The 12,725-nt window shown below is 68.4% G+C and carries 11 protein-coding genes; 3 read left to right on the top strand and 8 right to left on the bottom strand.

The window, feature by feature from the left end:
- Positions 1–3: 3 nt before the first annotated feature.
- The 3 genes from topA to Q1A98_RS10650 all read right to left on the bottom strand — a co-directional run bounded on the left by topA (position 4) and on the right by Q1A98_RS10650 (position 4,193).
- Positions 4–3,033 (bottom strand): type I DNA topoisomerase, encoded by a 3,030-nt coding sequence (topA, locus tag Q1A98_RS10660; RefSeq protein ID WP_299573022.1) that lies wholly within the window; start codon positions 3,031–3,033, stop codon positions 4–6.
- Between the two features lie 212 nt (positions 3,034–3,245).
- The gene (locus tag Q1A98_RS10655) at positions 3,246–3,824 is read right to left on the bottom strand and encodes a hypothetical protein (protein ID WP_299573020.1); all 579 of its coding nucleotides are present in this window, start codon (positions 3,822–3,824) and stop codon (positions 3,246–3,248) included.
- A 165-nt stretch (positions 3,825–3,989) separates the two neighbouring features.
- A complete protein-coding gene (locus Q1A98_RS10650; RefSeq protein ID WP_299573018.1) occupies positions 3,990–4,193 on the bottom strand; it encodes a cold-shock protein in 204 nt (67 codons plus the stop codon).
- A gap of 304 nt (positions 4,194–4,497) precedes the next feature.
- On the opposite strand from Q1A98_RS10650, the gene Q1A98_RS10645 reads away from it, so the two are divergent.
- Positions 4,498–6,816: a DEAD/DEAH box helicase gene (locus tag Q1A98_RS10645; RefSeq protein ID WP_299573016.1), complete on the top strand. Its 2,319-nt coding sequence runs from the start codon at positions 4,498–4,500 to the stop codon at positions 6,814–6,816.
- Positions 6,817–6,819: 3 nt separating this feature from the next.
- Here the strand turns inward: Q1A98_RS10645 and Q1A98_RS10640 are convergent, their stop codons facing one another.
- The 3 genes from Q1A98_RS10640 to Q1A98_RS10630 all read right to left on the bottom strand — a co-directional run bounded on the left by Q1A98_RS10640 (position 6,820) and on the right by Q1A98_RS10630 (position 8,772).
- On the bottom strand, positions 6,820–7,197 hold the full coding sequence (locus Q1A98_RS10640; protein ID WP_299573014.1) for an Rv3654c family TadE-like protein: 378 nt from the start codon (positions 7,195–7,197) through the stop codon (positions 6,820–6,822).
- The gene (locus Q1A98_RS10635) at positions 7,194–7,529 is read right to left on the bottom strand and encodes a TadE family type IV pilus minor pilin (protein ID WP_299573012.1); all 336 of its coding nucleotides are present in this window, start codon (positions 7,527–7,529) and stop codon (positions 7,194–7,196) included. The genes Q1A98_RS10640 and Q1A98_RS10635 overlap by 4 nt, the downstream gene beginning before the upstream one ends.
- A gap of 88 nt (positions 7,530–7,617) precedes the next feature.
- Positions 7,618–8,772 (bottom strand): diguanylate cyclase, encoded by a 1,155-nt coding sequence (locus tag Q1A98_RS10630; protein WP_299573010.1) that lies wholly within the window; start codon positions 8,770–8,772, stop codon positions 7,618–7,620.
- A 149-nt stretch (positions 8,773–8,921) separates the two neighbouring features.
- Here Q1A98_RS10630 and Q1A98_RS10625 point away from each other — a divergent pair, with 149 nt between their 5' ends.
- Positions 8,922–9,737, top strand: a complete 816-nt coding sequence (locus tag Q1A98_RS10625) for a glycosyltransferase (protein ID WP_299573008.1) — start codon at positions 8,922–8,924, stop codon at positions 9,735–9,737.
- Between the two features lie 47 nt (positions 9,738–9,784).
- Complete coding sequence (locus Q1A98_RS10620; RefSeq protein ID WP_299573006.1) at positions 9,785–10,585, top strand: glycosyltransferase family 2 protein; 801 nt, start codon at positions 9,785–9,787, stop codon at positions 10,583–10,585.
- A gap of 167 nt (positions 10,586–10,752) precedes the next feature.
- Here Q1A98_RS10620 and Q1A98_RS10615 read toward each other — a convergent pair whose 3' ends face one another.
- Entirely contained in the window at positions 10,753–11,658 is a 906-nt protein-coding gene (locus tag Q1A98_RS10615; RefSeq protein ID WP_299573004.1) for a hypothetical protein, read from the bottom strand.
- Positions 11,659–11,886: 228 nt separating this feature from the next.
- Complete coding sequence (locus Q1A98_RS10610) at positions 11,887–12,699, bottom strand: hypothetical protein (protein WP_299573001.1); 813 nt, start codon at positions 12,697–12,699, stop codon at positions 11,887–11,889.
- Positions 12,700–12,725 lie beyond the last annotated feature (26 nt).

The following is a 12,725-nucleotide window of genomic DNA, read 5'->3' as shown; positions in this document are numbered from 1 at the left end:
CGTCTAGGTCCCCGAAGAGCCTGCGCCGCCGGACTTCTTGGCTGCGGACTTCGTGGCGGTCGACTTCTTGGCGGTCGACTTCTTCGCGGTCGTCTTCTTCGCGGTCGACTTCTTCGCCGCCGTCTTCGTGGCCGTGGCCTTCTTCGCCGTCGTCTTCTTCGCGGCTGCCTTCTTGGCACGCTTGGGCGCGGGTCCACGTGCCCGACGGTCGGCGAGCAGCTCCATCGCCCGCTCGGGGGTGATGGACGCGACGTCGTCGTCCTTGCGGAGACTGGCGTTGGTCTCGCCGTCGGTCACGTACGGACCGAAACGGCCGTCCTTGATGACCATGGGCTTCTCGCTGACGCTGTCGTTGCCGAGCTCGCGCAGCGGCGGGGCTGCGGCCTGCCGCCCCCGCCGCTTGGGCTCGGAGTAGATCTTCAGCGCCTCCTCGAGGGTGATCTCGAAGATCTGCGACTCCGTCGCGAGGGAGCGAGAGTCGGTGCCCTTCTTCAGATACGGCCCGTAGCGGCCGTTCTGGGCGGTGATCTCCTCACCCGACTCGGGATCGGTGCCGACGACGCGCGGCAGCGACAACAGCTTGAGCGCATCCTCCAGCGTGACCGAGCCGATCTCCATCGACTTGAACAGCGAGCCGGTGCGCGGCTTGGGGCCGGCCTTCTTCGCCGCGGTCTTCTTGGCCGCCTTCTTCGCCGGGGGCGCCTGTGCGGCTGGGGCTTTCGTGGCCGTGGCGGTGCCGCCACCCGACGCGACCGCGGGCTCTCCGCCGTCGAGCGGGGTCGGCGCCGACGGGCCGCCACCGATGTCCGAGCCGTCGCCGTCATCGTCGTCCGGGTCGGGAAGGACCTCGGTCACGTACGGACCGAAGCGGCCCTCCTTCGCGACGATCTCGTGCCCGGTGACCGGGTCGTACCCGAGAGAACGACCCTCCTGCGGTGTGCTGAAGAGCTTCTCGGCCACCTCGAGGGTGAGCTCGTCGGGTGTCATGTCGTCGGGGAGGTTGGCGCGCTGCAGATCGGGCTCGGCGTCCGGCCCGGCGACGTTGCGTTCGAGGTACGGGCCGAAGCGACCCACGCGGACGACGACGGGGCGACCCTGCTCGTCGTCGAAGAGCTTGATGGAGTTGATCTCCCGGGCGTCGATCTCCTCGAGGTTCACCCCGACGAGCTTCTTCAGCCCACCGTCCTCGGCGATCTCGGCGTCGGCGTGCGACCCCGAGGTCGACCCGCCGAAGTAGAAGCGCGACAACCAGTCGGTGCGGTTCTCCGACCCCGACGCGATCTGGTCGAGGTCGTCCTCGAGGGACGCGGTGAAGTCGTAGTCGACGAGGCGACGGAAGTAGGCCTCCAGCAGACCGACGACGGCGAACGCGACCCACGACGGGACCAGCGCGCTGCCCTTCTTGTGGACGTACCCGCGATCCTGGATGGTCCCGATGATCGACGCGTACGTGGACGGGCGGCCGATGCCGAGGTCCTCGAGCATCTTCACCAGCGACGCCTCGGTGTAGCGCGCGGGCGGGTTGGTCGAATGCCCCTCGGCCTGCAGGTCCGTGCTGGTCAGGTGCTGGCCCTCGGTGAGGGTCGGCAGCCGGACCTCGTCGTTGTCGGCCTGGCCACCGGCCTGCTCGTCGACCGTCTCGACATAGGCCGAGAGGAAGCCGGGGAAGGTGATGGTGCGACCGGACGCGGCGAACGTCGCGCGCTCGCCGGTGGTGGCGGTGCCGCTGATCCGCAGGCTCATCGTGGTGCCGCGGGCGTCGGCCATCTGCGAGGCGACGGTGCGCTGCCAGATCAGCTCGTAGAGGCGGAACTCGTCGGACTGCAGGGACGACGCGACCTGACCGGGGGTCCGGAACGACTCACCCGCGGGGCGGATGGCCTCGTGGGCCTCCTGCGCGTTCTTGACCTTGCGGGTGTACTGCCGCGGCGACGGGTGCACGTAGTCGGCGCCGTAGAGCTCACGGGCCTGGTCTCGTGCCGCGGTGATCGCCGACTCCGACAGCGTCGTGGAGTCGGTACGCATGTAGGTGATGTAGCCGTTCTCGTACAGGCGCTGCGCGACCCGCATGGTGCGGTCGGAGGTGAAGCGCAGCTTGCGCCCGGCCTCCTGCTGCAGCGTCGACGTCATGAACGGTGCGTAGGGCCGACGGGTGTACGGCTTCTCCTCGACGGAGGTGACCGTCATGTCCGCGCCCTGCAGACCGTCGGCGAGTGCGCGTGCCCGGGTCTCGTCGAGGACGACGATCCCGTCGGCCTTCTTCACGGAACCGGTGGAGTCGAAGTCGCGGCCGCTGGCGACGCGGGCGTCGTCGACGGAGACCAGCTTCGCCCCGAAGGTCCGCGGTGTGACGTCGGCGCCGGCGTCGAGGGTGGCCGCGATGTCCCAGTAGCCGGCGGAGACGAACGCCATCCGCTCGCGTTCGCGCTCGACGATGATGCGCGTCGCGACCGACTGCACGCGGCCCGCCGACAGCTTCGGCATGACCTTCTTCCACAGGACCGGCGACACCTCGTACCCGTAGAGCCGGTCGAGGATGCGGCGCGTCTCCTGCGCGTCGACGAGGTCGATGTCGAGATCGCGGGGGTTGTCGGCGGCGGCCTGGATGGCCGACTGGGTGATCTCGTGGAACACCATCCGGCGGACCGGGACGCTGGGGCGCAGGGTCTCCAGCAGGTGCCACGCGATGGCCTCGCCCTCGCGGTCACCGTCGGTGGCGAGGTAGAGCTCGTCGACACCCTTGAGGAGCTGCTTGAGTTCGCTGACCGTCGACTTCTTGTCGGGCGAGACCACGTAGAGCGGCTCGAAGTCCTCGTCGACGTTGACGCCGAGGCGCGCCCAGGGCTGCCCCTTGTACTTGGCAGGCACGTCCGCGGCGCCGCGGGGGAGGTCGCGGATGTGCCCGCGGGAGGACTCGACGACATAGTTCGACCCGAGGTAGCCCGCGATCTTGCGCGCCTTCGTCGGTGACTCGACGATCACCAGACGACGCACGTCGCCCCGTGACGGGGACGTGGTGTCGCTGTCTGCCACGGTGTCTTCCCGTGCCCTTCCTCATGTGTGTCGGCACGCTGCCGACCGCGGCGCCGAGGCATCGGCGCACTTCTGGCCTGTTCTACCCCATACCGGACTCTTTTGGCACAACGCAGGATCGGCGCCGATCGTTTCCCAGCGCGTCGCCACCCGGCGCGTCGTCGCCCGTGACGATCCACAAAGCGCAGGTCAGCGGGTCACGAATCGCCTGTTCAGACGGTCGGCCACGCAGCGAACGCGGCGGGGTGGTCCGGCGGGGCCCCGATGCTCTCGACCAGACGACTCAGCCGCCGACGGCCCGTGATCCGCAACCCCGGGCCGGCGCCCCTGGTCCCGACGAGCGTGGGGGCGATGCCCGCGCGCATCAGTGCGGTCGCGAGCGGCGCGTGGGTCTCGGGGGCGTGCGGGTCGAGGCCGAGGGTGTAGCGGCCCTCGTCGGGCCGACCCGCGGCGATGGTCCACAGCCGCAGCGCGCGCGGCGACGGGACCCAACCCGCCGGCATGGTCTTGACCGCGCCGGTGGTCCACGACCGCGTGAGGGCGTCGAGCGCCTTGCTGGTCTCCGTGCGCGCCATGGGCGAGCCCTCGTCGGAGACGGCCGTGGACGCGCGGGCTCCGCTGCGTTCGATCTCCTCGACCAGCGCCTCGGCCCGCCAGGGCGCGGCCACGACGATGGAGACACGGCTGCCTGCGGGGGTGTGGCTCGACTGCCCCTGCGCCGCAAACAAACCCGCGAGATCGGCGAGCGACGGCTCGTCGGTCTCGGCGGAGAAGAAGGACAGCTGACCCACGGATGGACCCTACCCCGGGGGTATGGGGGCGACCTGGACGGACGCCGCGGTGACCACCCCCGGAGAGACGTCGCCCCCGGCATCACGGGGATGCCGGGGGCGACGACGAAGAGTCACGGTCGCAGTACGGCGGGACCGGTGGTCACCGCCAGGACCGAGAGACCCTCAGAGTCCGCGGACGCCGGTGGCCTGCGGGCCCTTGGTGCCCTGACCGACCTCGAACTCCACGCGCTGGTTCTCCTCGAGGGTGCGGAATCCCGAACCCTGGATCTCCGAGTAGTGGACGAACACGTCGTCAGGTCCCTCGTCGGGTGCGATGAACCCGAAGCCCTTCTCCGCGTTGAACCACTTCACAGTCCCCTGTGCCATGTACTGCTGTCCTCACTGCTCACAGATTGCGGCGTGACGTGCATCGCGCCGGGTCCGTTCCGACCGCCATACCTACTGGCGACGTTTGCGGACGAGCCGCGCACTAACCTTGGGTATCACGTACGCAACACGTTCCCGAGGGAGCGCGACGTCATCGCGCCGACCCCCGGGAGCTGCGACCGACGACAGTCAATCACGAAGGAACCGGTCCCGTCAGTCAGGAAGCCACTCTGTTCGCAACACTGTCACATTTCAACTGGTCGACACCTCCCGGTCATGGTGTCCGACAACGCCGTCGCGCCTGGTGACCCTGCCCGACACGTTCGGTGGAGGCCTGCTGAGACGCACGCTGGCCGGCATCGACGATTCCTTGTCACCTGTCACATACGCGACCGTGATCAGTTCGCAGACAGCACAGTTCGCCGAGTGGCCGGAGTGGGCCGATCCCGCGGTGGTGGCCGCGTTCCGCGAGCGGGGTGTGGCGCGCCCGTGGACCCACCAGATGCAGGCCGCCGACCACGCGCACGGGGGCCGACATGTCGTGGTGGCGACGGGAACCGCGTCCGGGAAGTCGATCGCCTACCAGCTGCCCGTCCTCACCGACCTCGTCGACGATCCCCGTGCCACCGCGCTGTACATCTCCCCCACCAAGGCCCTCGGGGCCGATCAGATCCGATCGGTCAGCGGCCTGATCGCGGGACGACCCGAATTCGCGCACATCGCACCGTGTTCCTACGACGGCGACACCGAACCCGATGTGCGGCAATGGGCCCGCGAACACTCCCGATGGTTGTTCACCAACCCCGACATGCTGCACCTGGGGTTCCTGGGGTCGCCCGGTCGGTGGCGTCACTTCTTCCGGCATCTGCGGTACGTGGTGATCGACGAATGCCACCACTATCGCGGGGTTTTCGGCGCGCACACGGCGCTGGTCGTGCAGCGCACGCTGCGGATGGCGCGGCGGTACGGGGCCGACCCGGTCGTCGTGGCCGCGAGCGCGACCGCCGGAGATCCCCAGGGCGCGCTGACCCGGTTGATCGGCGACGACTGTGTCGCGGTCACCGCCGACGGGTCGCCGCACGGCGAACGCACCGTCGCACTCTGGGAGCCGGGCTTCACCCCCGGGGTCACGGGTGAGAACGGGGCACCGGTCCGGCGGTCCGCGGGAGCCGACGCGGCGCGGATCCTCGCCGACCTCGTCGTGGAGGGTGCCCGCACCCTGTGTTTCGTCCGCAGCCGTCGCGGCGCGGAGATCGCTGCCCTCAGCGCGCGACACCTTCTCGCCTCGGCCGACCCCGAGCTCACCGACCGTGTCGCCGCCTACCGGGCCGGTTATCTGGCCGACGACCGTCGCGCCCTGGAGGCCGCGCTCTCCGACGGCACGCTGCTCGGGGTCGCCACCACCAACGCTCTCGAGCTCGGCGTCGACATCGCCGGCCTCGACGCCGTCGTCGTCGCGGGCTACCCGGGCACCGTCGCCTCGTTCTGGCAACAGGCAGGACGGGCCGGGCGCCGCGGGGAGGGCTCGCTCGTGGTGATGGTCGCCCGGGACGATCCGCTCGACACCTACCTGGTCCACCACCCCGAGGCGCTGCTGGGCCGCCCGGTGGAGGCGGGCGTGTTCGACCCCGCGAACCCCTACGTCCTCGGTCCGCACATGCTCTGCGCCGCGACGGAGGCACCGCTGACCGACGACGACGTGACGGCGTTCGGTGCGGGGCCCGTCGTCGCCGACCTGACCGAGCGCGGTCTGCTCCGACGCCGGGCCGCGGGGTGGTACCCCGCCGCGGGCCTCGAGCCGCACGCCGACGTCGACATCCGGGGCGGCATCGGCGGGCAGGTCATGATCGTCGACACCACGACGTCGCAGTTGCTGGGCACCGTCGACACCGGCCGGGCGATGTCGACCGTGCACGCGGGTGCCGTGCACCTCCACCAGGGGCGCACGTTCGTCGTCGACGAACTCGACCTCGAGGAGGGCCTGGCGCTGTGCCACCCCGAGGAGCCGGACTGGACGACCTCGGCACGCGAGACCACCTCGACCGACATCACCGCCGTGCTGGAGTCCTTCGACGCCGGCCCGCTGCACGTGGCGTTCGTGGAGGTCGACGTGACCCACCAGGTGGTGGGCTACCTGCGCACGTTGGTCTCGGGTGAGGTCCTCGACGTGGTCGAGCTCGACATGCCGCCGCAGACCCTGCACACCCGCTCGGTGATGTACACGCTCACGCCCGAGGCCCTCGAGGGCGCCGGCGTCGAGGCGGCCCGGTTCCCCGGCGCTCTGCACGCCGCCGAGCACGCGGCCATCGGACTCCTGCCGCTCATCGCCACCTGCGACCGCTGGGACATCGGCGGCCTCTCGACGAACCTGCACCCCGACACCGATCTGCCCACCGTCTTCGTCTACGACGGCTATCCGGGCGGCGCCGGGTTCGGCGAGCGCGGCTACCGCGCGTTCCGCACCTGGATCCGGGCGACCCTCGACGCGGTGACGGCATGTCGCTGTGAGACGGGGTGCCCGTCGTGCGTGCAGTCGCCGAAGTGCGGCAACGGCAACGACCCGCTCGACAAGGCCGGGGCGATCGCCGTGCTGCGCCTCGTACTCGACCTCGCGGGCGACTGACCGTCACCCGTCCGCCTCCGACGGCCCGGCGCGAGCCCGGGCCCGCGCCTCCCGGGACCCGAACGGGCCCAGCGACACCGACACCGCGACGTCCACCGAGACGTCCGAGCCGTCGACGCGGCAGTCGACGACGCGGACGGCGTTCACCGACCCGATCGCCCGTGCCGCGCCACACGGGTCGGGTTCGGCGAGCAGCGCCCGACCCGCACCGGCCAGCGCCGCGAGGTCGGCGCCGGTCTGGGCGCGATGACGGGCCGCGGTCGCCGCGCCGAGGTGGACGACCAGCACGGTCACGCCGACCAGGGCGGCGACGACGAACGCGCCGAGCACGGTGACCGATCCGCGCTCGTCGTCGATCAGGGCCGATGCCGCTGGCCTCACCCGGACCCGCCTGGCTCCCGGGCGGCGACAGCGGTCGCCCCGAGATCGACCCCGGGAAGAAGCGACGATCGGGCGGTGACCCGCGCCGTGGCGCGGTCGTCGTCGACGGTCACCCCCACGCCGGCGCCGCCAGGTGCCACCGATCGCCCGACGTCGAGCGCACGCGGGTCGTCGGCGGCGGCGAGCCGCGCCACCTCCCGGGCGGCATCGACGCACCGGACGTGTGTCGCCGCCGCGGACACCACGCCGACGCCGAGCATCACCACTGCCACGATCGCCGCGATCGCGAACGCCGCCTCCACGGTCACCATCCCGCGGTCGTCGCGAACCATCGCACGCAGCGATGGCCTGTCGCGTCCCTGCCCACCCACCATGTCCGTTGGACGCCGGCGGGGGCGGTTCGGTTCCGTCGAGCCCGCCTCAGCCCTCGACGTCGGTGGTCAGTGCCCGCCCTCCGCCGCGCTGCTTCGCCTCGTACATCAGCGTGTCCGCCGTCCGCAGGGCCGGGAGCACCACGCCCAGGCCGACACCGGCGACGGCCGGCTGCGTGATGATCGCGGCACCGACACTGATCGAGCAGCCGATCGTGCCGTCGTTCCCGATCGTCGTCGGCACCGCGGCGATCCGTCGCCGCAGCTCGTCGGGTGTCCCCGCGAGGTAGGCGGTGAACTCCTCGCCGCCGGTCCGCGCCAGCACACCGTCGCCGACGGCCGCGTCCAGCGCGTCGGCGATGCGACGCAGGGTGCGATCGCCCTCGTCGTGACCGTGGTTGTCGTTGATGCGTTTGAAGTCGTCGACGTCGACGACGACCACCGCGACGGCATGGCCGGCCTCGACGGCGGCCGACCACAGCGGCTCCACGGACACGTCGGCGCCGCGCCGGTTCAGCAGCCCCGTCAGGGGGTCGCGGATGGCCTGGCGGGAGTCCGTGGACAGCGTCGACCAGGCGAAGTGCGCGACGGCGGGGATGCCGTCGACGGCGGCGACGAGGACGATGGTGCCCGCGATCACGGCCTGGGTGTCGAACATCCCCGCCATCTGCAGCCGCAGCGCCGTGAGGACGATGACCACCGTCACGAACACGGTGTGGACGAGGAGCCAGCGCGAACTCACCAGGAAGGTGCACAGCGCGCTGTTCACCACGAAGAACACGCAGGCGAACGCGCTGACCGTCGGGCTGTACAGGAACAGCACGGAGGTCAGACCGACGTCGCCGAAGATGCCGAAGCCGACCAGGCATCCCCGGGCGTGCTCGGTGAGGAACGACTTCCTGATGGTGAGGATGAACGTGATGACCACCAGTTGGACCGCGAGCACGATCCACACCCACACCACTCCCGCCGTCGTCGACGGGCCCTCCCGGCTGGAGAGCAGGAGCATCGCGCAGACCGCCAGCAACGCGGTGTTGCCGGCGAGGATCACCCGCATCGGGTGGTAGAGCGGGCGCAGCGAGTGGTGCTCGATGACGTAGCGGTAGTCGAAGTCGTCCACCAGCCATCGCACCAGCAGTTGCCGGAAGGACGGCTTCGCGGTAGGTCCGGTGAGAGCGCGGTGTGTGACCGCCTGCGAGTTCACCCCCACGCCTCCTCCCGTCGTGTGGCACACGTGCCACTGCGGCCGCCCTCCCATCATCGTGACGTGCGTGAGCCGGGTTACAGGCGCATTCGGCGTGATCGCGCGGCCACCATCCGACACCGCCCACCCGACGGTGCTTTACTCCCGGGGTGACCAGCAACCCCGGCGTCGCGGCCGTCCCCGCGGTGGCCGTCGTCGTCCCGGCCCACAACGAGGAACGCCTGATCACCGACACCCTGCGCGCGCTCGACCGCCAGCGGTTCGACTCCGTCGTCCACAGGCACGTCCTGCACGGATACCGGGTGGTCGTGGTGGACAACGCGAGCACCGACGGGACGGCCGACGTCGTCCGGTCGTTCCTGGACGCCGGCACCGCGGCGCCGATGGAGCTGGTGTCCGAGCCGGAGAAGGGCACCGGGTGCGCCGCGGACACCGGCGTCCGCCGGGCCATCGAGCTCGGCGCGCAGTTCATCGCTCGCACCGACGCCGACACGTTGCCCGCACCCGACTGGCTCGCGAACATCGTCGCGCCCCTGCTCGACGGGTACCGGCTGGTCGGGGGTCGTGTCCAGGCGCGGTCCGACGGAGGGACGTCGGCGACGGTGTTCAACGCGGTCGGGAGTCTCTGGCGCGTCGGCCACGCAGTGGAATGGGTGCGCACGCGGCGCGCGGCGCCGCACGAGCGCCGCAGTTTCGCCGTCGTCGGCAACAACATGGCGATCGACGCCGAGATGTACGAACGATCCGGCGGTTTCCCGCGCACACGCATCGAGGACGCCCACGAGGACGAGGTCCTCCACCAGCGCGTGCGGGCACTCGTCGGGGGCGACGGCATCGCACTCGCCACGCGGGCACTGGTCCGCACCTCGCTCCGCCGTCTCGACGAGTACGGGACCCGGGACTTCGTGTCCTGGTACAGCTCTGCCGGCGACGACCGGCCCGATCGTGACGCCGACATCCGCTGACCTGAATCGGTCCTGCGGCCTCGGTGCACCTGTGTTGTACTGAACTAATGACGAGCGATCAGTCGCCAGTTGCCGTGATCGTCGCTGCGTTCAACGAGGAGAGTTACATCCTCGACACGCTTCGCGCCCTCGACGACCAACGGTTCGACTCGGTGCTCCACCGCCGGGTGTTCGACGGGTTCCGCGTCATCGTCGTGGACAACAACAGCACCGACCGGACCGCGGACATCGTCCGCGAGCACATCGCCAGCGGGCCCCGCTTCCCGGTGGAGCTGATCTCGGAGCGGGAGAAGGGCTGTGGGTACGCGGTCGACACCGCGACGCGGTATGCGATCGCAACGGGTGCGACGTTCATCGCACGGACCGACGCCGACACCCTCCCCGAGCCCGACTGGCTCGCCGAGATCCTCCGCCCGCTCTACGCGGGGAAGCGTCTCGTCGGGGGCCGTTTGCGCGCCCGCGACGACGAGGGCCTCACGAACCGCGTCTTCAACGTCATCGGGAACGGGTGGCGTCTCGGACACGTGCTCGAGTGGTATCGGACCCGCAACGAGCCCGACCAGAACCGACGCAGCTTCGCGATCTGTGGACCGAACATGGCCTTCGACGCCGAGGTCTACGAGCTCAGCGGCGGCTTCCCGCGGGCGTCGATGGACGACACCGACGAGGACCTCGTCTTCCATCGGCGTGTGCGAGCTCTCGTCGGTGCGGACGGGATCGCGTTGGCGCCGAAGGCAGTCGTGCGCATCTCGCTGCGCCGCCTCCACGAGGTCGGGGTCCGCGAGTTCGTCGCCTGGTACGGCGAGAAGGAACGCGACACCACCGGCAAGAAGGTCGACATCCGCTGAGCGAGAGGGGTTCCCGCGGCGACACGTGAATGCCGCCGCGGTCACCCGTCCCTCAGCCGACGGACGTGTTGAGTGCCTTCGTCACGATCCCCGTCAACGCGGACACGATGTTGTCACCGGTGACAGCAAAGGTCTGAGAAGGACCGTTTTCAGAGGAGGGCCGACGGTCATCGCTCGGGCGCGAACTGTGGCTTGATGCGAAAACTAAAGAATGCCGAGAAATCGTAGTTTCCCCGGAATTCTCCGTTCAGGGCGTCGTAACCGAGGAGAGCGCCGCGGCTAGTCAGAAAATCTTCTGACAGCCGAACGCCGCCTTCGCCCCCGTCTGAGCACTTGAAGTAATTATTGCAGTAAAGCGCAGATCCATTCAGGTAAGCGATATTGAACACTCTATCGGAGAACAAATTTACCCCGCCCCACACCTCACGTGGATTAGCATTACTAGCTGAGATAATAGCGCTGGTAGCTATTCGACGACCGGTGCATGTCGGTAGCCCCACGATCAGGCGGGTGCCCTTTGCAACCGTATCTTGGTCACCACTGTTGTGAATGAAAATCCTGAGCCGGTATGTGTGTCCTGGCTCCATTCCCATCGAATAACGCCACGGCTCAGATTGCTCTCCATAGGTTACGTCACGTATTCCGAAAAATCCGCGCTCATCGCCGATAACTTCCGGAAAGTTATCAGAATTGAAAGAGGGAAGCGGGGAGAACTTGTCCCTGGGCAGGATGTCGCGCGCAGGACCCCACCCGGCCTTACGAGGGTTGTCCGGGCAGGGACCGTTTTGGTAAAGCGACCCGCTCACGGGCTGGTTTGGTTCGGTAGTGGTCTTAGTTATCGGGGCTTGGGGACCATTGAAGAACGTTACCGGCGCGTTGAACACGTTACCGGCTTGTGGCGGGTCCTTCGAGAAATTGAGCGAACCGAAAGTCACCGTGGCCGTGAGCGAAGCAACTGCGATGAGAGTCGTGACAACCCAAGTCCATTTGGACCGCAGAAACGACCTCCGCTTCGGAGACGGCGATTGTTCAGCCTCGTCAATAGAGGAGTGACGACCCACATATTTCCCCATTCATGCGCAGCGTCTCTATCGATTGCGTCAGATGACGCCTCGACTATAGCCACTTTCGCCCTCTGCGAGAGGGCATCTAACCCGGGCCGCACACGCCCGTCGTGCTCCCGACACTCATCGCAAGTGCGCCGACGCGCGAGCCATCGATTGCGGTGCGACACGGAAGGAATGAGTCTGACGAAGGCGATCCGCGGCCTCTACTCCATAGACGGGTCAAGCAAGGCGGCCCTAGGCGTCGAACGTGGGCATCGGCGGGGGTGGCGGCAGGGTGAGAATGAACTTGCGCAGTAGCTCTCGGGTCATCCTGACCGCCTCGCGCCTTTCTTCGAACTGGCTCGACACGTTCCTGCCGTGCCTACGCGTGTTCGCCTTCACATGCAGAGCGCGGAGAGTCGACTCGTCCACGTCGAGGGCTTCACGCAGCCTCACCCACGATTGCCGCCGATCAGCACCATCGTCGAACGCTCCAGGATCATCGAAGTATTGCTGTCGCATGCTCTCGATCGCCCGGTAGCAGTAGAAAAAACAATCCTCGGTGAAGCCCATAGCCATCCGGATGTCAGCCAGCGCGTGTCGGACGTTGGCGTTTGTCACCGAGTGACCCAGGTAAGGGCCCAAGAGATCCCCGGTTACCTCATCGGCAACGGCGACCGAGAGGTCGTCCATCGACGTCTTGCCGCCTATTAGCGCGTCTCTACCGTCAATCGATCCCGTGATAAGTTGCAGTTGCATTGGCGCTGCCGCTAGGCAGAATCCGAGCGCATCAATAACGCTCATGACAACTGCGTCGGTGTCGTACCAAAGCCGGGTCACGTACTCCTGCAGACCTGAAGATTGATCCGGAGGGTCCTTAATGACAACCCGAACGCTAAAGCATGAATTGAGTAATGCGATCCTGAACTGCCTATCTTCGATTTTCACGTTGACCGGTCCGTAAATCCGCCAATTACCCGCCTGCGGGTGTACAACGCCCCCGAAGTTGACCACAAGCTCCGAGACGGTTGGTCCGTTAGTGTCGTTTCGCCGACCAGATCTTCTCATGAAACGGCACGATACTCATTCGAGCC

The sequence above is a fragment of the uncultured Williamsia sp. genome (assembly GCF_947494875.1).
In the GTDB taxonomy this organism is placed as follows: Bacteria; Actinomycetota; Actinomycetes; order Mycobacteriales; family Mycobacteriaceae; genus Williamsia_A.
This window is presented reverse-complemented; position numbering and strand designations above follow the sequence as displayed.

Excerpts from the sequence above, each read along its gene's own strand:
- Q1A98_RS10615 (WP_299573004.1), bottom strand. The coding sequence starts at position 11,658 with ATGGGGAAATATGTGGGTCGTCACTCCTCTATTGACGAGGCTGAACAA.
- Q1A98_RS10610 (WP_299573001.1), bottom strand. The coding sequence starts at position 12,699 with ATGAGAAGATCTGGTCGGCGAAACGACACTAACGGACCAACCGTCTCG.
- Q1A98_RS10635 (WP_299573012.1), bottom strand. The coding sequence starts at position 7,529 with ATGGTTCGCGACGACCGCGGGATGGTGACCGTGGAGGCGGCGTTCGCG.
- Q1A98_RS10650 (WP_299573018.1), bottom strand. The coding sequence starts at position 4,193 with ATGGCACAGGGGACTGTGAAGTGGTTCAACGCGGAGAAGGGCTTCGGG.
- Q1A98_RS10620 (WP_299573006.1), top strand. The coding sequence starts at position 9,785 with ATGACGAGCGATCAGTCGCCAGTTGCCGTGATCGTCGCTGCGTTCAAC.